The sequence below is a fragment of the Nitrospiraceae bacterium genome, assembly GCA_021373015.1.
Taxonomy (GTDB): Bacteria; Nitrospirota; Thermodesulfovibrionia; order Thermodesulfovibrionales; family UBA1546; genus JAJFTJ01.
In genome coordinates, this window is sequence record JAJFTJ010000007.1 from 78045 (window position 1) to 102744 (window position 24700).

At 38.9% G+C, this 24700-nt stretch carries 22 protein-coding genes and 1 tRNA gene; 10 read left to right on the forward strand and 13 right to left on the reverse strand.

The window, feature by feature from the left end; genetic code table 11:
• Nucleotides 1-4: 4 nt before the first annotated feature.
• The 4 genes from LLF28_04340 to LLF28_04355 form a co-directional block, all read right to left on the reverse strand.
• Nucleotides 5-1273, reverse strand: coding sequence for a hypothetical protein (locus LLF28_04340; protein MCE5194674.1), 1269 nt, complete (start codon nt 1271-1273; stop codon nt 5-7).
• Nucleotides 1274-1504: 231 nt separating this feature from the next.
• Nucleotides 1505-2305 carry a metal ABC transporter permease gene (locus tag LLF28_04345; GenBank protein ID MCE5194675.1) on the reverse strand — a complete coding sequence of 267 codons (801 nt, stop codon included), beginning with the start codon at nt 2303-2305 and terminating at the stop codon, nt 1505-1507.
• A complete protein-coding gene (locus tag LLF28_04350; GenBank protein ID MCE5194676.1) occupies nt 2302-3072 on the reverse strand; it encodes a metal ABC transporter ATP-binding protein in 771 nt (256 codons plus the stop codon). Before LLF28_04350 ends, LLF28_04345 begins: the two co-directional genes overlap by 4 nt.
• Nucleotides 3072-3965 carry a metal ABC transporter substrate-binding protein gene (locus LLF28_04355; protein ID MCE5194677.1) on the reverse strand — a complete coding sequence of 298 codons (894 nt, stop codon included), beginning with the start codon at nt 3963-3965 and terminating at the stop codon, nt 3072-3074. The genes LLF28_04350 and LLF28_04355 overlap by 1 nt, the downstream gene beginning before the upstream one ends.
• 74 nt (nt 3966-4039) lie before the next feature.
• Between LLF28_04355 and LLF28_04360 the strand changes: the two genes are divergently transcribed.
• Nucleotides 4040-5284, forward strand: a complete 1245-nt coding sequence (locus LLF28_04360; protein ID MCE5194678.1) for an MFS transporter — start codon at nt 4040-4042, stop codon at nt 5282-5284.
• Between the two features lie 27 nt (nt 5285-5311).
• On the opposite strand, the gene LLF28_04365 is transcribed toward LLF28_04360, so the two are convergent.
• Nucleotides 5312-6028 (reverse strand): DUF4197 domain-containing protein, encoded by a 717-nt coding sequence (locus LLF28_04365; GenBank protein ID MCE5194679.1) that lies wholly within the window; start codon nt 6026-6028, stop codon nt 5312-5314.
• 133 nt (nt 6029-6161) lie between these two features.
• Here LLF28_04365 and tsaB point away from each other — a divergent pair, with 133 nt between their 5' ends.
• Both tsaB and rimI read left to right on the forward strand, forming a co-directional pair.
• Nucleotides 6162-6863 carry a tRNA (adenosine(37)-N6)-threonylcarbamoyltransferase complex dimerization subunit type 1 TsaB gene (gene tsaB, locus LLF28_04370; protein MCE5194680.1) on the forward strand — a complete coding sequence of 234 codons (702 nt, stop codon included), beginning with the start codon at nt 6162-6164 and terminating at the stop codon, nt 6861-6863.
• Nucleotides 6860-7309: a ribosomal protein S18-alanine N-acetyltransferase gene (gene rimI / locus LLF28_04375; GenBank protein ID MCE5194681.1), complete on the forward strand. Its 450-nt coding sequence runs from the start codon at nt 6860-6862 to the stop codon at nt 7307-7309. Before tsaB ends, rimI begins: the two co-directional genes overlap by 4 nt.
• On the opposite strand, the gene LLF28_04380 is transcribed toward rimI, so the two are convergent.
• Complete coding sequence (locus LLF28_04380) at nt 7299-7682, reverse strand: helix-turn-helix domain-containing protein (protein MCE5194682.1); 384 nt, start codon at nt 7680-7682, stop codon at nt 7299-7301. The two genes, rimI and LLF28_04380, sit on opposite strands and share 11 nt — an antisense overlap.
• Nucleotides 7683-7790: 108 nt before the next feature.
• Between LLF28_04380 and LLF28_04385 the strand changes: the two genes are divergently transcribed.
• Nucleotides 7791-8153, forward strand: coding sequence for a response regulator (locus LLF28_04385; protein ID MCE5194683.1), 363 nt, complete (start codon nt 7791-7793; stop codon nt 8151-8153).
• Here LLF28_04385 and rfaE1 read toward each other — a convergent pair.
• Nucleotides 8146-9111: a D-glycero-beta-D-manno-heptose-7-phosphate kinase gene (rfaE1, locus tag LLF28_04390; protein ID MCE5194684.1), complete on the reverse strand. Its 966-nt coding sequence runs from the start codon at nt 9109-9111 to the stop codon at nt 8146-8148. The genes LLF28_04385 and rfaE1 overlap by 8 nt on opposite strands.
• A gap of 100 nt (nt 9112-9211) precedes the next feature.
• Here rfaE1 and LLF28_04395 point away from each other — a divergent pair, with 100 nt between their 5' ends.
• A complete protein-coding gene (locus tag LLF28_04395) occupies nt 9212-10261 on the forward strand; it encodes a CapA family protein (GenBank protein ID MCE5194685.1) in 1050 nt (349 codons plus the stop codon).
• A gap of 12 nt (nt 10262-10273) precedes the next feature.
• On the opposite strand, the gene selA is transcribed toward LLF28_04395, so the two are convergent.
• Genes selA through galT form a run of 6 tightly spaced genes read right to left on the reverse strand, consistent with a single transcriptional unit; the run spans nt 10274 to nt 19387 of the window.
• Nucleotides 10274-11671, reverse strand: coding sequence for an L-seryl-tRNA(Sec) selenium transferase (gene selA / locus LLF28_04400; GenBank protein MCE5194686.1), 1398 nt, complete (start codon nt 11669-11671; stop codon nt 10274-10276).
• Nucleotides 11672-11675: 4 nt separating this feature from the next.
• Nucleotides 11676-12878, reverse strand: a complete 1203-nt coding sequence (locus LLF28_04405; GenBank protein ID MCE5194687.1) for a class I SAM-dependent RNA methyltransferase — start codon at nt 12876-12878, stop codon at nt 11676-11678.
• Nucleotides 12878-13225 (reverse strand): response regulator, encoded by a 348-nt coding sequence (locus tag LLF28_04410; protein MCE5194688.1) that lies wholly within the window; start codon nt 13223-13225, stop codon nt 12878-12880. The genes LLF28_04405 and LLF28_04410 overlap by 1 nt, the downstream gene beginning before the upstream one ends.
• A gap of 10 nt (nt 13226-13235) precedes the next feature.
• Entirely contained in the window at nt 13236-16901 is a 3666-nt protein-coding gene (locus LLF28_04415; GenBank protein MCE5194689.1) for a PAS domain S-box protein, read from the reverse strand.
• Nucleotides 16898-18337, reverse strand: a complete 1440-nt coding sequence (glgA, locus tag LLF28_04420) for a glycogen synthase GlgA (GenBank protein MCE5194690.1) — start codon at nt 18335-18337, stop codon at nt 16898-16900. Before glgA ends, LLF28_04415 begins: the two co-directional genes overlap by 4 nt.
• A 54-nt stretch (nt 18338-18391) precedes the next feature.
• Nucleotides 18392-19387 (reverse strand): galactose-1-phosphate uridylyltransferase, encoded by a 996-nt coding sequence (galT, locus tag LLF28_04425; GenBank protein ID MCE5194691.1) that lies wholly within the window; start codon nt 19385-19387, stop codon nt 18392-18394.
• A 73-nt stretch (nt 19388-19460) separates the two neighbouring features.
• Here galT and LLF28_04430 point away from each other — a divergent pair, with 73 nt between their 5' ends.
• From LLF28_04430 to LLF28_04450, 5 genes are all read left to right on the forward strand, one after another.
• Nucleotides 19461-20435, forward strand: coding sequence for a hypothetical protein (locus tag LLF28_04430; protein MCE5194692.1), 975 nt, complete (start codon nt 19461-19463; stop codon nt 20433-20435).
• 2 nt (nt 20436-20437) lie between these two features.
• Nucleotides 20438-20509, forward strand: a tRNA-Thr gene (locus LLF28_04435).
• A 206-nt stretch (nt 20510-20715) separates the two neighbouring features.
• Nucleotides 20716-21327: a twin-arginine translocation signal domain-containing protein gene (locus tag LLF28_04440; GenBank protein ID MCE5194693.1), complete on the forward strand. Its 612-nt coding sequence runs from the start codon at nt 20716-20718 to the stop codon at nt 21325-21327.
• 21 nt (nt 21328-21348) lie between these two features.
• Complete coding sequence (gene fdnG, locus LLF28_04445) at nt 21349-23904, forward strand: formate dehydrogenase-N subunit alpha (GenBank protein ID MCE5194694.1); 2556 nt, start codon at nt 21349-21351, stop codon at nt 23902-23904.
• Nucleotides 23894-24700, forward strand: coding sequence for a 4Fe-4S dicluster domain-containing protein (locus LLF28_04450; GenBank protein MCE5194695.1), 807 nt, complete (start codon nt 23894-23896; stop codon nt 24698-24700). The genes fdnG and LLF28_04450 overlap by 11 nt, the downstream gene beginning before the upstream one ends.

Consider the following 24700-nt stretch of genomic DNA (forward strand, 5'->3'; position numbering starts at 1 on the left):
CCTCCTATTTAAATCTTCTGTAACCACATATCTCACTAACTGTTGTTACTCTGTTTGCAGGATCAATAACTTGCAATTCGCTACAGTCATCGGAAATACCTTTTAATAAAACAAAGTGACTGCATCTCCCGTCAGAACCTTGGATTTGTAAAATATACTTATAGCCATTTTCAAAATCGTCTCTTAGTTGCGTGATATTCAAAACTGATTGGAGTGGCTCTGGGAAATCATAGCTAAAATCCTTACGTTTATTATATTTAACTTGTGGGCAATATTTTATTAGCACTTTCCCCCAATCAACTTCCCCAGATTTAAAACATTCTTGGCAGCTGTTAACTGTATGCAAATCCACATAACAACCTGCCGAATTCATTAACATAGTAAGAGAAGACATGGCACACCCTTGCCTGCATATTGTTTTCTTGGTGTTGTCATATTTAATTTCTGTAGTATTAAATTTTGAATCACATTGTCTTATTTGCTCTGGCATAATTGGAAGCGTTATTCCGCATCCGCATCCCTCATCCACCTGTCCATTACAATTGTTATCTAAATTGTCTCCACAGATCTCTTCTGTTGGTAAAACCTCGCCAACACATGTTCCCCATTGACCGCCTGAGCATGTCTGTGTTCCTGCCTGGCATAATCCTACTCCTTTTGTCTCTGAAGCTCCTGAATAGCAGGATTGAGTTTGGCCGTCTGTGCAGACTGATTGGCATACCCACTCGTAAACTCGAGCAAGTGAACACGTGCAAGTTGTCAATACACCTTGAGTGCATGTTAATCCAGGCTGAGGTAGAAGAGGTGTTTGACATGGGTTTTTACAAGGTCCGAATACATCACATGTAATATTGTCGCGCACACACAACATATTAAAACCAGCTTGATACAAATATTTTCCGATTATAGTGTTCTCAGCACTCCAATTTGGCCATGTGCAGGTTGAATCCCAACAGTCGCTTCTTTTTAACCAAATTCCTGCGTTCGTAACTCTCACTTCTTTTGCCGCAATCGCTTCATCAGAACATCCTGCCGTCACAGTTATCCCACCGCAGGAAGACGATGTTGTTGTAAGAATACCGTTTAAATTTATAGTTGCTCCTATTCCTGTTACACTCCACCATACTGTTCCGTTACAATCTGTTGTATATTGATTGATACTGTTTGTTGTGATTCCTTCAGAGCCAGTTATGGTGAGTGCATATGAGTTACTTACAAATAGGGGAAAAATTGTTAGGAATGCAAGGCAAATGAACAGAACAGTCTTTTTCATAAGTTTCCCTCGAAAATTATTTCCAAAAGTAAAAATTATGAAATTTAATTGGGATTGTATTGCTTGAAAACATCATTGTCAAGAAAAAACTCCAGCTTTCGTATCTTTTTCAGAATTTCTAAATAAACTTTTATGAGTTATTGAAATGAGAAAAACGACGGTTCTATTTATTTTTATTTTCATCTTTTCCCAATTTTTCCTTTAGTTTAATCAGCGCCTCTCTATTCAATATCACTTTTTCTTGAATTTAGCAAGGGTGATAAAAAACAGCGCTGTCAGCGTAAGAACTATTGCGCCGCCCGGAGAAATATCAAACCTGTATGAGAGATAAAGGCCTGCTATTGTGGAGAACAGGGCTGTGAGGCATGAAATTATTAACATGGGATAGAATCTTCTTGTCAGCAGCTGCGCTACTGCGCCGGGAATAACAAGAAGCGCTGATACAAGGATTATCCCGACGACCTTGATAGACATTACGATCGCAACTGCCATTGAAACAAGAAAAATTGATTTAATAAAGTTTGTCGGTATTCCGCTTACAACTGCAAGCTCTTCGTTAAATGTTATCAGCAGAAGATATTTGATTATCAGCGACAGAATTATCAAGATTACAAAAGATGTGATTATTGTGAACCACATTTCGCTTTCGCTTATTGCTAGTATGCTTCCGAAAAGATATCCGAAGAGATCAACGTTGTAGCTTTTTGAGAGACTGATAAGAACAATTCCAAGAGCCATTGAGCTTGAGAAGAATATGCCTATTGCCGTATCTTCAGCAACCTTGCCTTTTGAGCTGATCCTTTCTATTGAAAAGGCGATTATGACCGAGTATATCATTGCTGTTATCAATGGATTTATTCCTGCAAGAAATCCTATTGCAACTCCGCCGAATGCAGCATGAGAGATTCCTGAACCCACGAAAGATACCCTTCTTAAGACTACAAATACAGATATTATGCCTGTAAGAATTGCCACCATAATTCCTGTGATGATTGACCTCTGTATAAATCCGTATGACAATATCTCTGTCATTTTTTCAGCCTTTCGCACTTGTCGCATGTCTCAGTGTGCATCAGTATCTCGATATTTTTCCCGTAAAGTTTTTCCAGCATTTTTTCATTTATCGCACCCAAAGGCGCTCCGTGATAATAAAGTGTTTTATTCAGACATGCGATCTCATCCACATAAGCTGTCACTGATCCTATGTCATGAGAGACCATAATAATAGTCAGCCCGAATCTTTTCTGAAGTCCTTTAAGCAGGTGATAAAAATCTTCCTGCCCTACAACATCGATCCCTGTGCTTGGTTCATCGAGTATCAGGACTTTCGGGTCATTAATAAGAGCGCGTGCAATAGAAATTCGCTGCTGTTCCCCTCCTGAAAGATCATAAAACTGGCGGTTCTCGTTGCCTGACATACCTATGAGTTTTATGTATTCCATTGCCTTGTTTTTTTCCTTTGATGAAGGCCATCTTAATATCCCGAGTTTTCCATACAATCCCATAAGAACAACGTCCAGTGCGCTTGCAGGGAAATTCATATCAAGATTTATGTGCTGCGGCAAGTAACCGAATATCCCGTCTTTCATGCCTTGTTCCGGGAGTCTGTTAAATATCCTGATTGTGCCGTTCGAAGGTCTTATAAGACCGAGCATCACTCTGAGCAGAGTTGTTTTCCCGCTCCCATTTGGTCCGACAATTCCGAGAAACTTACCTTGTTCGAGCGAGAGATTTATATCTTTCAGAATTTCTCTTCTGCCAAGAACTGTGGACAGGTTATTTATTTCTATTGCATTCATTATTTCATTGCCTCTTCCATTACTGAGAGATTATATCTCAGTAGTCCGATGTATGTGTCTCTGTTTTTGATATTTCGGTCTCCAATCGGGTCGAGAAAGAGTATTTTTGCTCCTGACTCGTCTGCTATTACTTCAGCAGCCTTTGGATTGAACTGAGGCTCTGCAAAGACCACCCTGGTATGCAATTTTTTGAGCTCCCTAATGATCTTTGCTATATGCTTTGGGCTGGGTTCTCTGCCCGGAGCTTCCTCTATAACCCCTGTAACTTTTAACCCGTATCTGTTGGAAAAATAATTCCATGTGGAGTGAAAGCTGACGTATTCTTTTGTCCTGAACCGTCCTGTTCTTTGTGCTATCTCTTCATGGAGCTTATCCAGCCTTTTTTTATATGTCTCGGCATTATGTGAATAAAAGTTTTTATTCTGAGGATCTGCCTTTATCAATGCCTCAAGGATTTTATCCACAAAACCTTTTGCAAAAACAGGATCCAGCCAGAAATGAGGATCAACGCTTCTGCTGGAATTTTTTTCCTTATGCTCATGCGAATCAATGCCATAAATAAGTGGGATATTATCAGAGAGGTCAACAATAGCCAGATTTTTATTTGAAGCTGTTTTTAATGCTTTTTCAGCCCAGAACTCAAGCCCTGCGCCTATTTTTACAAAGACCTTTGCCCTTGCCAGCTCTGCCATATCGAGAGGCGTCAGATCGAATGTGTGGGGTGAGGCTCCCGGAGGAAGCATTACCTTTACATCGATTTTATCTCTTCCGACATTTTTTGCGATATCTCCGACAGGATAGATGCTGGCAATGACCTTAATATTTTCTGCATTGGATTCATAAGCATAGAATAATAATAAAATTGATATAATTATCTGGAATAATCTTTTCATGAATTTCCTGCCTTATAAATATCTAAGATTTCTAATATCATATATGAATTCGAGATTGGTGTAAAATATCATTGATGAATAACTCTGAGAAAATTTCGGCCCTCTATTTCAGGGATTTTCGTCTCTTCTGGTTCGGCCAGCTTATTTCCCTGTCAGGGACATGGATGCAGGCTGTTGCACAGGGCTGGCTTGTTTATACCCTGACAAAATCGCCTTTATATCTGGGCATTGCTGCAACTGCATCATCTCTGCCTATCTTATTTTTCAGTCTGATAGGCGGAATTGTGGCAGACAGATTCAGAAAAAGAAATTTGATAATCCTCACACAGGCGCTGTCGATAATCCCTGCATTGGCGCTGGGAATGCTCACAGATCTTCATATTGTTACAGTGTATGAGGTGATTCTGCTTGCGTTTTTTCTGGGCGTAGTCAATGCGTTTGATATGCCTGCAAGACAGTCATTTCTTGTTGAGATGGTGGGCAAAGGCAATCTGCTTAACGCAATTGCGCTTAATTCTGCTGCATTCAATGGTGCGCGGCTTATTGGACCTGTTATTGCAGGATTTGTAATAGCGAATATGAGCCTTCCGGCATGCTTCTATCTTAATGCCCTGAGTTTTGTTGCAGTGATAATAGGTCTTTCAATGATAAAAACAAAAGGTGAGATCAAGACTCATTCAAGCGGATTTTTCAAAGACATGATGGAGGGAGTGCATTTCATAAGAAAAGAAAAAGATGTTCTTTATCTTATGATGCTTATTGCTTCATTAAGCCTGTTCGGTATTCCATTTACAAGTTTTCTGCCTGTTTTTGCTGAAGATATTTTTGGCGCCGGCGCAAAAGGATTTGGTCTTCTTGTAAGCGCTACAGGGCTTGGCGCATTAACTGCTGGGGTTATGATTGCTGTCAGGGGCGACATCCGGAATAAGATGAGATATATGTCTATTGCAGCGCTATGTTTTTCAGTCTCGCTTCTTTTTGTATCTGTCTCAAAGGTTTTCAGCATCACCTTGATTTTGCTTGTGTGTGCGGGCTGGGGGATTGTGAGTTTTCTTGCAACAGCCAACAGCTTCATACAACTTTCTTCTACGGATAATCTGAGGGGAAGGCTGATGAGCATTTATGCTATCGTGTTTCTGGGGTTTACTCCGATAGGAAGTTTTATGATTGGAGCGCTGTCAGACTCTATCGGCACCACCCTTGCAATAACATTTTCATCAATAGTATGCCTTACTGCTTCAGGGTTGTTCCTTGTCAGATATCTGAAAACAAAAAAAACAGACGGCATATTGCTTATTAACGAGACAGACGAATATTAAGATAAACAAAGCGATCTCAGTCAGCCGCTATTTTCCAAATACAGTCTTTAAAAGGTCTGTGACTCTGGCCATTGGATCTTTTCTTATCTTCTTTTCCTCTTCTCCGATCATGTAGAAAAGACCGTCAAGCGCCTTGTTTGTTACATAATGGTCGAGGTCAAGGGACTCTGCTTTCATTAGAGGGATCGCCTCATATTTTCCTATCATGTTTTTGTATGTGCGTGTTACTCCAACCTCATTCATGCTGTTTGAGATGACGGGCTTGAACGACTTGTATATTTTATCATTGGTTTTTTCTTTGAAAAATTCTGTTGCAGCAGTGTCTCCTCCGTTTAGAATCTTCTTGGCATCGTCAAAGGTCATCTGTTTAATCGCATCCACAAAATAATCAAATGCCTGAGGCGCTGCTTTTTCGGCTGCACGGTTCATGCTTAATACAAAATCATCGACCTGTTTCTGGAGACCGACTTTTCTCAGGACATCAGCTGTTTTTTGAATTTTTTCGGGCATCAGAATCTTTATCATCTCATTCCCGAAATATCCATCGAGTTTTGATACTTTTTTTACTGCATTATCAGAGCCGATTGAGAGCGCTTCTTTCAAGCCTGCAACTATTGTCTGATTATCAGTTCCTTTTTGTGTCTTACTGCCAACAGCTTTTATCAGGTCATCAAAAAAACCCGCATAAGAAATTCCAACAAAAAAAATTAAAGAAAGGATTACAAAAAGGCATATTTTTTTCATGTAAAAATCCTCCTCAGTATATTTTGTAAAACTTCTGTTTTGAATGTCTTGTTTACATAATATCTTTTTTTGTTCGTATCTTCAATATCTGTTTCTTGAAGATATTAATCAGTTTGTATAATATTGATTAGTAATGAAGATACTAGCGATAGATACATCAACAATGCTGGGCGGCGTTGCCATAATGGATGAAGAGCATCTTATTGCAGAAGGCAGATTAAACGTCCTGTCCACGCATTCAGAAAGGCTCATGACAGAGATAGAACATTGTCTTAAACAGGCGGGACTTAATATATCTGATATTGATGTGTTTGGCGTTACGATCGGTCCGGGCTCTTTCACAGGCATAAGAATAGGGCTGAGCACAATCAAGGGCTTTGCATATTCAACAGCAAAGCCAATAGTTTCCATTCCAACTCTTGATGCTTTTGCATGGAATTTTACTCACAGCAAATATCCTGTATGCACAATGCTTGATGCAAGAAGGAAAGAAGTTTATGCAGCATTGTATAAATGGGAAGATAATGATTTCAGAAAAATAATGCCCGAGGAATCATCAAATCCTAAAAATTTTTTAGAGAGAGTTTTATCAGCTATTAAATCCGATAAATATATCTTTGCCGGTGAAGGAACTCTGCTTTATAAAGATAAGATATTAAGTATTTTTAAAGAAAGAGCAGTTTTCCCTTCCCCTGAAAAAATGGCGGCATGTCCTTCAAATGCTGCGTATCTTGGACTCAAGAAGGCATTAAAAGGAGATTTTTCAGAGCCTTTAACACTTACCCCGCTTTATATCAGAAAGTCAGAAGCAGAATTGAAATTTCAAACTAAATGAAGATGAAATTCACTCTTAGGGAGATGACAGAGGCAGACCTGCCTCAGGTTATCGAGATAGAGAATCTCTCTTTCAGCACTCCGTGGTCAGCAGAATCTTTTAAAACAGAAATCTCAAGCAGTAGCTCTATTGCAAAAACCGCTGTTTCGGAAAACTATAATGTAATTGGATATATCTGCGCAAAAAAGATTCTTGACGAGGCCCATATTCTTAATATTGCAGTCCATAAGAATTTCAGAGAAAAAGGAATTGCCAGAAAGCTTATCCAAAGTGTACTTGATGAATTAAGGGAGAATGAGTGCAGAATTCTGTATCTTGAAGTCAGAGCATCGAATAATATTGCACGAAAGTTATATGAGAGTTTTGGGGCAGAGGTAATTGGTTTAAGGAAACAGTATTATACTCATCCGGCAGAAGACGCTGTATTGATGAAGCTTAAGCTTTAGTCTTTTTCGCTTTTTTCTCAGACAATTCTGCAGCTCCTTTGATTGCCATGAGAAACACATTCTTTAACTTCTTGTCTTTTATGGTCCTGAATAGTTTGAGTAATTTAATTTCATCATCATCTAGCGAACCGTAAAGACTTGCGGATTCAGACACAAACATTTTTTCATCATCTGATGATATAAATCTGCTGGCCGGCATGCCCAGTGCATTAGCAATCTGTGAGAGTCTTGATATCCTGATTTCACTTAACCCTTTTTCATATTTCTGAATCTGTTGATATGAAATTCCGATTTTTTCAGCTAATCCCATCTGAGATAGCCCGGCTGTTTTTCTGGCAATTCTAATCATATTTCCAATATGTTTCGTGTCCACATTTCTCTCCATGTGCAATGCATAATTTTGCGTGTCAACAAAGGAAAAGTCTATAAACTCGCAGTTGTAACTCCTTGACAAATACAACCTGAAGTGGTAAATAATAACATGAGGGTAAATGATAAAAAAGTCCTTGTTGTCGACGATGATTCTTATGTCAGAGAGTTTTTAAAGGAATTTTTCGATTTTTATGGATACAATGCAGACTGCGCCTGCAGCGGAGATGAGGCAATTATGCTGGTAAAAAAGAAGCGCTATCATATTGTTATAACAGAATATATTATTCAAGGGATTAGCAGTATTGAACTTATAGAAAGAATAAAAAACCTGAACTCGTCGCTGCCGGTAATAGCTATGAGTTGTTTATGCCCGGAAGGCGAGTTTCTAAAAACAGGAGCGGATTTTTTTATCAACAAGCCTATTAAATTCAGCGTGTTGAAAGATATTCTGGATAAGGTCTCGTCTACTTAGAATTTTTTAATGATCTGATTATCTTCGCAGTGGTTGTGACTGCTGTGCCGATCTCTCCTACAACTATTCCTGCTGCATGATTGGCAATAACTGCTGCCTGCTGGAGTGTTGCCCCTGATGCATGTGCAAGCGCAAATGCTGCAATTACAGTATCACCAGCTCCTGTTACATCATAGACTTGTCTTGCAACTGTCGGTATGTGAGCGACCTTTCCTTTTTCGAATAAACTCATGCCGTCTTCGCCTCTTGTTAAAAGCACGGCCTTGCATGATAGTTTTTTAAGGAGTATTCTGCCTGCCTTAATCAGTGATTCTTCATCTTTTATTTCTATTCCTGCGCCGTTTGATGCTTCCATTATGTTCGGTGTAATCAGCGATACATTTTTGTAAAGATGGAAATGCCCCATTTTTGGGTCTACTGCAACAAATCTGTTCCTGGGTTTTGCGGCCTTCATTACTTCCTGTATTAATTCAGGAGTTACCACCCCTTTCTTGTAATCAGATATTATTACTGCATCATATTCAGGAACCATTCTTCTCAGACAATCAATTATTGCTTTGAGAGTATTACCTGATATTTTGCTCTTTTCTTCCCTGTCAAATCTTACAACCTGCTGGTTATGCGCAACAACCCTTGCCTTTATTGTTGTGGGTCTTTTGTCATCGAATAAATAACAGGCAACTCTTTTTTCCTGAAGAAGCTGTTTCATCATCTCGCCGGCCATGTCTTTTCCAACCAGACCAACAACCGCCACATGTCCGCCAAGGCTTGAGATGTTGTTTGCAACATTGCACGCGCCGCCCAGAAGAAAGTTTTCTGATGTTACATCAACAACAGGAACCGGCGCTTCTGGTGAAATCCTGTTAACATTTCCCCATATGTACTGATCCAGCACAAGATCGCCGATAACAAGGACTTTTCTTTTTCTGAAATTGCTAAAAATCTTTGTGAAATCCATAGTAGTAAGAATAAAACATAAGTCTGCAAAAATCAATTTAATTAGTTTTATTTCGTAGCAGCTTTGTGTTAGATTTTATAAAGCCTCTCAGGAGAGAAACTTGAATAATAAAAAAAATATTGCTTTGATATTGTTAGTTATTGGAATTTTTTTATTTTCATATTCAGCGGAAGCTGGAGAAAAGATAAGCATTGTTGCTGTAGGCGATATAATGATGGGCACTACATTTAAGAAAGTGATGCTTCCTCCTGATGACGGGGCAGGCATATTCAATAATGTCGGGCAGGAGCTAAAAGGGCATGATATTGTATTTGGAAATCTGGAAGGTCCTTTTTTAGACGCAGGAGAGCCGGCGAAATGCCTCCGCAAAACCAAGGATTGTTTTGTCTTTAGAATGCCTACAAGATATGTGTACCATCTGAAAGATACCGGATTTAATGTTATGAACTATTCGAATAATCATACTTTTGATTTCGGCCTCAGAGGAATAGAAAGCACAAAAGATACTCTTATTTCAGCCGGCATAAAACATGTAGGTTGTAATGACATTGCTTATTTTGAAATTAGAGGCAAGAAGATAGCAGTAGTGGGTTTTTCATTCCCATCTTCAGCTCCAGATACTTTATTAATAAATGATATCCCAAACGCTGCGTTGATTGTTGGTGAGCTTAAGCAGTCAAATGATATTGTTATAGTTTCATTCCATGGCGGCGCTGAGGGTGAAAAAGCCCTTCAGACATTGTACAAGGAAGAGATTTTTTTAAATGAGAGAAGGGGGAATGTGATAAAGTTTTCCCGTGCAGTAGTTGACGCAGGAGCTGATCTTGTCATTGGTCACGGACCCCATGTTCTTAGAGCTATGGAAGTTTATAGAGAAAAGCTGATTGTTTACAGCCTTGGAAATTTTTTGACGTATGGATTTAATACTAGTGGGTCAAATGGCGTAAGCGCTATACTCAAGGTCTCACTTGCTGCAGAGAACGGAAATTTTATGGAAGGTGAATTAGTTCCGATAAAATTAATGAATAAAGGCATACCTGAGATTGATGCTGATAAAAAGGCAATTAAACTTATCAAAAAATTAACTATCAAAGACAGACCCGATTCCAGGCTTATCATACTCAATGACGGTTACTTGTCGGTTTTTTGAAGTATTAAAAAATTAAGAAAGCTGTTCAAGAGCGTTCTTAATACAGTCTGCAAGGGGTTCTATTTCCTGTTCATTAATTGTTTTTGCATCGATTATGATAGAGTTATCTTTTATCCTGCATATTACGGGTGGTGTTCCTGAGCGCAGTTGTTCTTCGAACTGATTAACAGATATCTCTTTTGGTTTTATTGAAACAGCATATGTGGGGAAATCAATCCCAGGAAGAGAACCTCCTCCTGCCTGTGAAAAATCCTCCATGACTTCGATCTTCATTTTTTTTAGAAGATATTTAAAATTCGATGCGATTTTTTCAGCGCGCGCTTTTATTATTTCTGGTTTTTGCAAAAGCATTCTCAGCGTTGGGATATTTTCTATAGCCTTTTCCTCATCAAGATATTCATGAAGAATTGATTCCAGCGCCGCAAGTGTTAGTTTGTCTATTCTCACAGCTCTTGTTAATGGATTTTTCTGGATCATCTCAATATATTTTTTCTTGCCTATGATTATTCCTGCCTGCGGTCCTCCGAGGAGCTTATCTCCGCTGAATGTTATTACATCGACTCCTGCCTTCACTATCTCCTGCACTGTTGGTTCATTTAATATGCCATATGGCTTAAGGTCTATCAGACATCCGCTTCCAAGATCAAAAAGCAGGGGTATATTGTGTTTATCGGAGATAGTTTTCAACTCTTCTATTGAAACACTGTCAGTGAATCCCACTATCTTAAAATTAGACTGATGGACTTTCAGTAAAAGCGCTGTATTTTGATTTACGGCATTTATATAATCATCGAGACGGGTCTTATTTGTTGTGCCGACCTCTTTAAGTATAGACATTCCTGATATCATGACATCAGGGAGCCTGAATGAACCGCCTATCTCAACAAGCTCGCTCCTTGAAACAATTACTTCTTTATCTCTTGCCAATGTGTTGAGACACAATAGCACAGCAGCTGCGTTGTTATTAACTATTATTGCATCTTCAGCTCCTGTCACTTCTTTTATTATTTCTACGACATGTGCGTATCTCTTGCCTCTCTTGCCTTCTTTAAGGTCATATTCAAGATTAGAATAATTTTCAGATACCCTTGCAACATTATCCAAAGCATTGTGTGTAAGTACCGATCTGCCAAGATTTGTGTGTATGACTATCCCGGTTGCATTTATGACAGGTCTGAGACTGAACGAGGAGAGTTTGTAAATTCTTTTTTCGATTGCTGTGTAACTTTCCTCTTTTGATAAATCTTTTTTATCATCCAATATTATTTTTCTTCTAATTTCTATTATTTCTCTTATTGCCTTAAGCACATGCCTTCTAGGGAATATCTTGCACCATTTTATTCCCTTAGGACTTTTTATTATCTCGTCAACAGATGGAAGTTCTTTCAAGAGTTTTTGTTTTGGATTCATATCACTATTCTCTTTTGCTCAGGAAAGCAAGCGCTTCGACATGATAGGTATTTGGAAAGAAGTCTATCATGCGGATAGAATCAATATTGTATCTTTCCTTCAATTTTTTCAGGTCTCTTGCGAATGTGGCAGGATTGCATGAAACATAAACTATTTTTTCAGGCAAATTATCTACAATCTTTTTTAAGATATCAGAGGTAAGCCCATGTCTTGGCGGATCGAGAATTATTATGTCAAATTTTTCATTTAATCTATATTTTTCTGCAGAGGTTTTAATAAATCTGCAGTTAATAATGTTATTTAGTTTGGCGTTTCTTTCACCGTCTTCGACTGCATGTGGGTTCTCCTCAACAGCAGTAACTTTTGATGATCTCTTTGCAAGCAAAAGGGAAAAATTGCCTGCCCCTGCATAAAGGTCGAGCACTGATCTGTTTTCAAGAGCGCCAAGTTCGTTTAAAATCAATTCTACAACTTTTTTATTCAGTTCCCAGTGAGACTGAAAAAAACTCCATGGTGTAACCGTGTATTCAAGTCCATTCAGATCAAGCCTGACATGATCCTTGCCAATAGAATCACCGCTCTCAAGCACGATTCCCGACAGCCCAATACCTGCCATCAGATACTCCATGTTTTCAATGGATGATTTTGTTTTTATTAATGCTATTGCTTCATCACCGTACGAGATATGCATTTCACTGATTCCCAATAAAGTCATTTCGTCCGCTTTTTTAAGTAGCTCATTTATTTTTTCTATCATCAGAGGGCATTTTTTTAACGGTACTACTTCTCTTGTGCCTTTTTTGTAAAAACCTGCTTTGCCGTCTGGAGATATCTTAAGCTGTGCCCTGTGCCTGTAGTTATATTCTTTGTCTGTGAGGGAAGGGGCGAGGGGCATTGCGATATTAGCGATTCTCAAAAGTGAATCAAGTAGCACTTCTTCTTTCATGGTTATCTGTTTATCATAAGATATAAATTGCAGATGGCATCCTCCGCAAATGCCGAAGGCAGGGCAGAGAGGTTCTATTCTGTGGTCCGAAGGTTCAAGGACATTACTGACTTTGCAGATCATGTAGTCTTTTTTCTTTTCAACTATAGAGACCTCAACAGTTTCTTCAGGAATGGCTCCACTTATAAAAATGATGCCATTATCGCGGGCAATGGTATATCCACCGTAAACAGGAGTTTCTGCTTTTATTATCACTGACATTATTTAGCTGTAAGTTTTTTAATTGTATTTTTAAGTTCGGCAAGATCTGCTGATTTTACAATGTATGCCTCTGATGCCCACACAGCAAAATCATCTCTGTAATCATAGGCAGTAGACATTATTATAGGGAGTCTCGGTTTTTTTTCTTTCATCTGTCTCAAAAGCTTTATCCCGTCTATATCAGGCATCAGTATATCAAGTGTTACAAGATCAGGGTTTTCTTTTTCAAAAAGCTCCATGGCTTTTTGTCCTGTGCCGGCGATGATTACCTCATAACCTTCTTCTTCAAGTTCTTCCTTGTAAAGTTTTTGAATATGAATGTCATCATCGACTACCATTATTTTCATGTTTCCTCCTTTATTGCTTTTTTGGAAAAGAAACTCTGAATGTTGTTCCTTTTCCTATTATACTATTAACTTCGATTTTCCCTTTATGTTCTTCTACAATCCTGTTGGTAATAGCAAGCCCAAGACCAGTTCCTGATGCCTTTGTAGTGTAAAACGGCACAAATATAAAAGGCAGATCTTTATCTTCAATTCCGGGTCCAGTGTCTTCTACTGCTATTACAACATAATCCCCTTTTGTATATGTCTTAACAGTAATCCTGCCGTTTATGCTTAGTACCTGAATTGCATTGTTGAATATATTGAGAAGCGCTTCCCTGACACGGTCAATATCTACATTTACAGATGGCACATTGGATAACTCTTTCACAAGGACAATATTTTTTTCTTTAATCTCTACATTTATAAGATTGATGATGTCATCTATAAGATTGTTAAGATTAACCTCTTGTTTAAAAATTCTTATGTCCTTAACAAAGCCGAGTATCTCTTTGAGTATGTCTTCGAGTCTTCCCACTTCTTTGGCGATTATCTCTGCATATTCCTTGAGATTGCCGTCGAGCTTTTTTTCGAGTCTTCTTGCAAATCCTCCTACAGATACCAATGGGTTTCTTATTTCATGCGCAACTTTTGCTGCCACTTCGCCTAATGCAGCCATCCTCTGTGTTGAGACAAGTTTTTCTCTAAGGTTATTAAGTTCTGTTACATCCCTGACAACATGAACTGTTCCTATGAATTCTCCTTCAGAATCGAATAACGGCGAATTAGACGTGAGAAATGTCCCGCCAAGATTGTCATCTTTTACTTCTTCAATATACGATTTTTTGTTTTCTACAGATTTATGATGCGGACATTCAACCCATGGCTCTTTCATTTTATGAAATATCTCATAACATTTTTTGCCTAGAATTTCATTTACAGGTTTGCCTATTCTTTCGACAACAGCTTCGTTGATTTTTTTTATTGTGTATTCCTTGTCTGTTATAAATATCATGTCAGAAATTGATCTGAAAATATTTTCAAGCTCGGCCTCGGCACGGGATATTTGTTCGAATAACCTTGCGTTTTCTATCGCGCTTGCTACCTGGTTGGAAAATCCTTTTAGAAAATTCATGTCTTCATCGGATATCAATTGGTTTGTGAAAAAATTATCAGCCCATAGAACTCCAATAACTCGTCCCTTTGATATAAGGGGAACAGTAGCATATGCATGGGTTCCAAGCTGTTGTATCAGCGCTATATCTGAAAGTTTTTCCTGCTTCACGTCAGTGATATTGAATGCGGTTTTCTCAAGTACTGTTTTTGTAAGTATGGTTTTTTCTTTAAGAGAGATTTCAATACCTCTACTCAGTTTGTCAAAATACGAATCTTTTTTAAGAGGGCTCTTTTCAATGTCAGCCATGATTTCATTGAGTGTTCTTTTTTTAACTGAAAGTTCTTCCCATATTTTCCATGCCTCTTCATGGTTTGCAGGGCCAACACCCATCACACCTTTGATCATGTCTTTTTTTTCATCTATTAGAAAAAGCATTGCCCTGTTAAAGCCAAGTCCATCGCTCATTGTTGCTGCAGTGAGAACCATTCTCAAGAGTTTTTCTAGCTGCAGTGTTTCTCTCATTGCGGAGCTGATGAAGGAGAGTCTCGAAAGTTCCTGATTCCTTCTTATTAGTTCTGTTTCAACCCGTTTTTTCTCTGATATATCTCTTGATATTCCGCTTATGCCTATGATTTCTCCAGAGGTGTTTTTTATTGGTGAGAGTGTCAGGCTGACTTCTATAATTGAACCGTCTTTTTTTTGTCTGATTGTTTCAATGTTTCTGAGGATATCTCTGTGTTTTATTCTCTCTATATATTCTTTTTCCGTATTTATTGTATGCGGCAGGGCAAACGGAAGAAATTCTCCGACAGCTTCTATTTCTGAGAAGCCGTAAATTTTTTCCGCACTTGGATTCCATGAGATTATAATTCCGTTCAGGTCAGATGTGATTATGGCATCTGCGGAGTTATTTATGAAGCTTTCAAGATAGTCTTTTGTATGTGCAACTTCTTTGTAAAGACTCAGTATCTCTTCATGATAGAGTATCCTGTCTGTTATATCCTGAATGAAGACAACACTTTCAATAACATTATCATTCTCGTCTTTGATGGGGTAAGATGTGAGTTCTGCAAAATCCCCTTCCTTTGACAAGGTGATAGAATTCGTCTGTCCTGTTTCAAATGTTACTTTTGAAACGCAGTGCGGACATATTCCGCCCTGTTTATGAAAAATATCTACTGCATTTTTCCCGATCACCTCATCTGTTTTAATGCCGGTCCAGTGTTCCATAAATTTATTAGCTGAAGTTATGATGTAGTCTTTGTTTAGAGTTACTATGCCTCCTTGAACACTATCAAAAAGTATATCCTTTTTCTTTTTTGCTTCTAATGCGAGTTCTTCGTTTTTTCGCAGATTATCATAAAGTTTTGCTTTTTCAATAGCCAAAGCAGCCATTGATGAAAATGCAATTGAAGTCTCAATGTTGTCATCTGTAAATGATATCTTGTTCCCTTCTGAATCAGTTTTATCGTACAAACCCAATGTTCCTATAATATTGCCTGTTATGTATAAAGGCATGCATAATGCAGACATGTTATTTAAATCGATCAGGATAGGTTTTTTCTCTTTTATAACCTGTTCTGCAATGGAATTTTCAGCCGGAATGTCAAACTGCTCATTTGTTTTATTATAAAAAGATTTTATATTAAGGTTATTTTCTTCAAACAATCGTATAATGCAAACCCTTGCATTAAGCAGTTTGGATATCTCTGCTGCAATCATTTTTAATAATTCATCGAGATTTACAGTAGAGGCCATGGTTGTTGCAAGGTCATATAATACGGTCAGCTTCAGAAGCTGATTTTTTGCAGCGGCATAGCTCTGCGCTTCAGCATTTACAGATGTTTGAAGCTTTTCAACCATTTCATCGAATCTATTAGAAATAATTCCTATCTCGTCTGTTCTTTTTGAATCTATGCGGTAGCTGAATTCACCTTTCCCTATCTTTTCTGTTGCTTCCATGAGGTCATTAAACGGATTGCTTATGACTCTTCTTATCAGGAGTATCAAAGACAAGGAAGCAATGATGCCAAATGCAAGAAGTGAACTTAGGTAGAATCTAAGATTTTTTTTGATATCAGTGCCTTTTGCTGCAATCTCAGAAACTCTTCTTATGTTTTCTGACTGAACAAATTCTATCTCAAGAAGTATTCGCTCTTTTCTTGCTTCAATCCTAAGAATCTCTTTTGCAGCTTCCTTATTATCTTTAGGAGATTCTGCGTCTAGTATTATTTTTGTTGTTGCCTGAATGTGTGCCAGGTCTTTTTCTATTCGTTTTAAAGCTTCTCTGTTTCCTGCTGTTTCTTTTAGCTCTGTTGATTTTTTGAAAAGAGCAGAAAGTTTTTCCTTTGCTTGTTTTTTACTGTTGTTGTCGCCTGTGACTGACCAATCCTTTATGTTTTTGAAAAAAACATTGACAGATGTTCCCATTTCCTGATAGAGGCGGTGTTCAACCGCTGATCTTTCGAGTATGTCAAGACTCTGGTCAAGGGAATTGAATATATATAGAATGCTTGCACCCAAGGCCAGAATTATAATTAACCATGCAATAAGCAATATTGAAAATTTCAGTCGTAAGCTCATTTTTTTAACCTGATTGCCTCATTATAAATCTCTATATATTTCCTTGCAGAATTTTCCCAGGAGAAATCGGTTCTCATTGCATTTAAAATTAATTTTTGCCATTTATTTTCATTTTTATATGTATCAAGAGCATTTTTTAAAACAGTGTAAAGAGCGTTTGGTGTATATTCAGAAAAAAGAAAACCTGTGCCTTTGTCATTCCCAGTGTTGAACTCTGAAACTGTGTCGGCAAGTCCGCCTGTTTTTCTTACAACAGGAATTGTACCGTATCTCATTGCTATAATCTGGCCAAGTCCGCATGGCTCATATCTCGAAGGCATAAGGAATATGTCAGCTCCTGAATATATTCTGTGCGCAAACTCATCATTGAATCCAATCGTTAGATTTAACATGTCCTTATATTTTTTTGACGCAGCAGTTAATTTTTTATGAAAGATATCATCCCCTTTGCCAAGAATTACAATGTTCGCTTTTTCTGAAATTATACTCTCAATTATTGGGAGAAAGAGATCAATTCCTTTTTGTGCAGAAAGCCTGCTTATGATTGCTATGATAGGAATTTTCGGATCGGGATTAATAGAGCATTCCTTGATAAGCTGAAGTTTGCATTGTTTCTTGCCGCTTAAATCGTTGACACTGTATTTTTTGCTTATGTATTTGTCTTTTTCAGTGTTCCATTCATCATAGTCTATCCCATTAATAATGCCTCTGATATCAGATTTTCTTTTTCTTAATAGTCCATCCAGACCAAATCCATATTCCTTGGTCGATATTTCTCCTGCATATGTATTGCTTACAGTAGTTATCAGATCTGCAGATATAAGTCCAGCTTTCAGAAAATTCATCTTGCCGTAAAATTCTATTCCTTCAGGCGTAAATAGAGCAGGGCTTAGTCCTGTCAGATTCATCAGAAATGCTGAGAACAACCCCTGATAGCCAAGATTGTGTATCGTTATTATAGAGGCAGTTTTACTGAAGAATACGTCATTCCTGTACAGAGTTTTAAGATATAAAGGAACAAGGCCTGTCTGCCATTCATTGCAGTGGATTATATCAGGCTTTAGGTTCAATGCCTTGCATGACTCAAGGATTGCCCTTGAGAAAAATATAAAACGTGATGCGTTATCAGGATAATCATTTTGTGATGTGCCGTATAGTTCATCTCTGTCGAAGAATTCAGGACAGTCAATGAAATATACGGAATCATCAAGAGTGAAAACACAAGCTTTGATAATCCTGTTACCCAATGGCACTGTAATTGAAACTTTTGTGTCTTTGAGTTTGAATTCTTTGCGGATTTTTTTATAGAGAGGAAGTACTAGATATGATTTTTTGCCGAGTTTTCCGAATTTTTTGTGAAGAGCGCTGGTAACATCCGCAAGCCCCCCGGTTTTGGCAAAAGGTACAGCCTCAGATGCAGCTATCAAAATTTTCATTTACCTCTCAGTTGTTATCCAGAGCTGTCTTTGAAATTCCCGATTGCTTCTTGCTTAAATCTTTGCCTCACGCATAAATTTTGCAGCTTCTTCAGGAGGAGTAGGGTTAATATAAAAACCTGAACCCCATTCAAATCCAGCTATTTTTGTGAGTTTGGGTATGATCTCAATGTGCCAATGGTAATAATCATTTGCCTCGCTGGTGAATGGCGATGTATGGATAATGAAATTGTATGGAGGAATGTCAAGAATCCTGTCCATCTGTTTAAGTATCTTTTGGAATATATCGCCAAGAGAGGAAAAATCTCTGCCTTTTGGCCCAAAAAGTGATTCGTGTTTTTTTGGCAATATCCATGTTTCAAATGGAGCCATTGAAGCAAACGGCGAGATTGCAATATAGTCATTGTTTTCATAGATTATGCGTTTTCTTGAATCAAGCTCCTGATTTATAACATCGCAAAATATGCAGCGTTCTTTCAGGTTATAGTATTTTTCTGCTGCATTTATTTCTTCTTTTACAAGCTTGGGCACTATGGGAAGAGCAATAAGCTGGCTGTGCGAGTGCTCAAGTGTAGCGCCTGCGTCTTCGCCTTCATTTTTGAATATGAGAACATATCTGAATCTTATGTCTTTTTTCAGATCATTCAGTCTGAAAAAGTATGCCCATAAAACATCTTGAAATGCTTTCTGAGACATTGTGGATAAAGAAAGATTGTGCTCAGGAGTTTCTATTATGACCTCGTGTGCTCCGATACCGTTCATTTTGTCAAATATGCCTTCGCCTGATTTTGTCAGGTCCCCGTGTATCTGTAACGCAGGAAATTTATTGGGAACTGTTCGAAGTGTCCAGCCCGGAGAATCAGGCTGTTTTTTTTCTGGTCTGAATGCAAGTATTTCATTTGGAGTAGTATGTTCATTCCCTGGGCAGAACGGGCAGAAGCCGCCTTTTTTCTTCTGAGAAGGTGACAAAAAATCAGTCGGTCTTTTCCCTCTTTCAACAGAGATTATGACCCATCTGCCGCTGATAGGGTCTTTTCTGAGCTCAGACATCTAGCCTCCGTAGCGAATAGTTAAAAAAAGATTTCTAATTTTCATATTATATCACAATAGGATATAATCCCTCATGAAACCTATTTTTCATCACAGACTGGTAAACAAGCCATTTGAAGATCCCTGTGTTTTTATAAGATTGATGAGAGAAAAGCGCGCTATTTTTTTTGATCTCGGAAACATTAACAAGTTAAGCCTAGCGGATATGCAGAAGATTACTGATGTTTTTGTTACCCATACTCACATAGATCATTTCATTGGATTCGATACCCTTCTTAGAGCGCTTCTCAGACGTGAAACTCCGCTTAATATATTTGGGCCGTCAAATATTATTGAGTGTGTCGAGGGCAAGCTAAAGGGATATACATGGAATCTTATAAAAGAATATCCGCTCAAGATTAATGTATTCAGCATAAATGAAAAAACAGTCGGACATTCAGGTTTTTATTCTGAAAACTGTTTCGAAAGAGTTGATTATGATAATAATGAATTTAACGGCATTGTTTTCAGGGAACCTGTTTTTGAGATAAGGGCTGAATGCCTGACTCATCAAATACCAAGTCTTGGTTTTTCATTGAAAGAGGATTTTCATATAAATATTGATAAAGCAGCGTTGACAAGGCTTGGGCTTCCTGTTGGTCCGTGGCTTTCAGAATACAAGAAAGCGCTAAGGGAAAATGGTTCTTTTGAGGCGGAATTCAAGATTGCAGGCAAAAAATACAAGATGAAAGACCTTTCAGAAATAGCCAAGATAACAGCAGGACAAAAGATATCATATATTGCTGACTCTTCTTTGGATGAACAGAACATAAAAAAGATAATAGCCTTTGCTAAAGATTCTGATACGCTTTACTGTGAGGCGTATTTTCTTGATGAAGACAGGGACAGGGCTCTGGACAGGCATCATCTGACAGCAAAGACTGCCGGAAGGATTGGAAGAGAGGCAGGAGTGAAGAGACTTGTAGTTATGCACTTTTCTCCAAAATACAGAGAATGTCCTGATGCACTTTTTGAAGAAGCAATGAAAGAATATAATAATAAGGACTAACTGCCGGGATAGCTCAGTGGCAGAGCAGCTGATTCGTAATCAGCAGGCCGTGGGTTCAACCCCCATTCCCGGCTTTTTTTGTGCTTATATTAATTTGTCAATTTTGACAAAAGATCAATATTTTTTTGTTATGGCCGGATTAGTATTTAATATTGGTTTTTTTATTGACATTTGGACTAATATAATTTGCTTAATATATTTCGTTATGCAAAAAAAGCATAAGGGCTTGGCAAATACTAGGTTAAGCCCGTAAGAAGTTAAATATTAGGGGGAGGTTTGTATGAGTCTTTCGAGAAGAGATTTCCTGAAGCTCTCGGGCGGAACAGCAGTTGCAGGCGCTATTGCAACAGGTCTTTCTCCTGAGGATGCCATTGCCAAAGAACGGGAATTAAAGATCAAAGGCACAAAAGAAACAACGACTATTTGTCCTTTCTGTTCTGTTGGCTGCGGTATTCTGGTTAACACAAAAGACGGCAAGGTGGTAAACACCGAAGGCGATCCAGAGCATCCAATCAATGAGGGAACGCTTTGCAGTAAAGGCAGTTCTATTTATCAGCTTGCGAACAACCCAAAAAGGCTTACAAAACCACTTTATCGCGCTCCAGGCGCATCAGAGTGGAAGACGGTTGAGTGGGATTGGGCGCTGGACGAGATCGCCAAGAAGATAAAAACATCTCGTGACAAGTCTTTCAAGAAAACTTCAAAATCAAAGGTCAAAGAAAAAGGGCCTGATGGCAAAGAAGTTGAAGTAGAAAAAGAATTTGTAGTAAACAGGACAGACGCCATTGCGCATATTGGAAGCGCGGCGCTTGATAACGAAGAGTGCTATATTCTTCAGAAATGGCTGCGTTCTCTAGGGCTTGTTTATATAGAACACCAGGCGCGAATATGACACTCCGCAACTGTAGCGGCTCTGGCAGAGTCGTTTGGTCGCGGCGCAATGACAAATCATTTTATTGATTTCAAAAATGCTGATGTGATTCTTGTAATGGGCGCAAACCCTGCAGAAAACCATCCTATATCAATGAAATGGATACTCAAGGCTGTTGAAAAAGGCGCTAAGCTTATTGTTGTTGATCCTCGTTTCACAAGAACAGCTACAAAGGCTCATGTATATGCACCGATGCGTTCTGGAACAGACATAGCATTCCTCGGAGGAATGATCAGATACATTATCGACAACAGTCTCTATTTCAAGGAATATGTCGTCAAATATACAAACGCATCTTATCTTGTAAACCCTGAATACAAAGGACCTGGCGAACTTAACGGTCTCTTCTCAGGTTATGATGAAAAGACAAGAAAGTATGACAAAAAGACATGGTCTTTCCAGATGGATGAAAATGGGGTTCCAAAAAAAGATCCATCACTGACAAATCCAAACTGTGTATTTCAGGTAATGAAAAAACACTATTCACGCTATACCCTTGATAAGGTTTCTTCAATAACAGGAACACCAAAGGAGAAACTTTTAGAGGTATACAAAACTTACGGTTCGACTGGGAAGCCTAATAGAGTAGGAACAGAGCTATATGCAATGGGATGGACGCAACATACTGTCGGCACGCAGAATATCAGGGCAATGACGATAATACAGCTTTTACTAGGGAATGTCGGCATGGCAGGCGGCGGCATTAATGCACTCAGAGGAGAATCAAATGTTCAGGGTTCAACTGATCAGGGACTTCTCTTCCATATACTTCCCGGATATCTGCCTGTACCAACAGCCGCAGTCACGGATCTAAAAACATATATTGAAAAACACACGCCAAAGACAAAAGAGCCAAAGAGCGTTAACTGGTGGAGTAACAGAAACAAATACATCACAAGTTATCTCAAGGCCATTTACGGAAACAAATCAACAAAGGATAATGATTTTGGTTATTCATGGCTCCCAAAGCTTGACGAAGGCATGAATGCATCATGGCTGATTCTCTTTGACAAGATGTTACAGGGCAAATTCGAAGGGTTTTTTGCGTGGGGAATGAATCCTGCCTGTTCAGGAGCAAATTCCAATAAAACAAGAACTGCTCTTTCAAAGTTGAAATGGATGGTAAATGTTAACCTCTTTGACAATGAAACAGGATCTTTTTGGAGAGGTCCGGGTATGAACCCCAAAGACATACAAACAGAGGTCTTCATGCTACCATGCGCATCTTCAATCGAAAAAGAGGGAAGCATCTCAAACTCAGGAAGATGGGCACAGTGGAGATATAAGGCGATTGCACCAATAGGAGAATCGAAGCCTGATGCTGAAATTATCAATGAACTTTACTTTAAAGTTAAAAAACTCTACCAGACGCAGGGCGGAAAATTTCCTGAACCTATATTAAATCTCACATGGAACTATGGAGCAAAAGATGCTGAAGGAAAAATTAAAGAAGTAAACATACACAAGATCGCAATGGAGATTAATGGTTACTATCTTGAAGACATTGTTGATACAAAGGTTACGCCTGCAAAACATATAGGTAAAAAAGGCGAACTCTGTACAAACTTTGTTTCTCTTCAGGCAGACGGAAAAACTTCATGCGGTAACTGGATATACAGCGGAAGCTACACGCATAAAGACGGAAAGATTATCAATATGATGGCGAGAAGAGGTAAAAAGGATATAGGTGGACTTGGGATGTTCCCTGAATGGTCATGGTGCTGGCCTATTAACAGAAGGATAATTTATAACAGGGCTTCGGTTAATCCGGATGGTAATCCATGGGATCCAAAACGCACTGTTATAAAGTGGAACCCAAACAAGCTTGATCCTATAACTAAAAAGACTGCTCCTGGATGGGACGGTGATATCCCTGATGGGCCTGCCCCGCCTTATTCAGCACAAAACGGTAAATTCCCATTTATTATGAGAGTTGATGGAATGGGAGCGTTGTTTGGTCCTGGGCTTGCAGAAGGTCCGTTCCCTGAACACTATGAAGCACTTGAATGTCCTCTCCAGGAAAACATAATGTCAAAACAGAGGATTAACCCAACAATCAAACTCTTTTTTGATAAAGGCAAGGGAGCTGCTGAAGACATATATTATTCATGTGATGTCAGATACCCTTATGTGGCATCAACATATAGAGTGTCAGAGCACTGGCAGTCGGGTGTTATGACAAGACACGAACCATGGCTTCTCGAGATGATGCCTCAGCAGTTTGTTGAGATGAGCGAAGAGCTTGCAAAAGAAAAGGGCATTAAATCAGGAGATAAAACAAAGGTCAAGTCTGGACGCGGCGAAGTTGTGGCAGTTGCAGTAGTAACGCGCAGATTGAAGCCGTTCAAGATAGGCGGGACAACAGTGCATCAGGTAGGACTGCCTTGGTGTTTTGGCTGGCAGTATCCAGAAGATGGCAGCGGAGGAGACAGTGCGAATCTTCTTACGCCGACTATCGGAGATGCAAACACAATGATACCTGAATCAAAGGCCTTTATGGTTGACGTCGAAAAGATTGGAGGTAAACATGGTATCTAATACTATGCCTGTAGACACAAAAGCTGTAAAAAAAGGCGTTTTGATAGATCTTACGAAGTGCATAGGATGCCGCGGCTGTCAGGTTATATGCAAAAACTGGAACAACCGTGCAGTGAAAAAAACAGTCCTTACTGGAAATTTCACTAACCCTTTAGAGATGAACTCAGAGACATATACAACAGTAAAATTCTTTGAAGAAGAAAAAGAAAATAAAATGAGTTGGAATTTTGTTAAAACCCAGTGTATGCACTGCAAAGACCCAGCGTGTGCATCTGCATGCCCTGTTGGTGCGTTTACAAAAGATCCAAGAGGCCCTGTAACCTATAATGCTGAAAAATGCATAGGTTGCAGATACTGCATGATGGCATGTCCATTTGGAGTCCCGAAGTATGAGTGGGAAAAATTGTTTCCTGTAATTCAAAAATGCACATTCTGTGTTGACCGCCTTGATGCAGGGCTTATCCCTTCATGCGCAAAGACCTGCACATCAAAGGCCATATTCTTCGGCGACTATGATGCTATAGTTGCAGAGGCTGAGAAGAGGATAAAAGACAATCCGGAAAAATATGTAAACCATATTTATGGGAAAGAAGAAGCAGGAGGCACCTCATGGATGTATCTTTCAAGCGTACCTTTTGAACAGTTAGGTTTCAAGACAAATATCCCCAAGAGAGCATTGCCAGATCTGACATGGGCATCACTTTCAAAGGTCCCTGCTGCGGTCGGAACTCTGATAACTGTGCTTTCACTTGTTGCCTACTTTAGGAACAGGGGAGACAAGGATAAGGGGGAATAG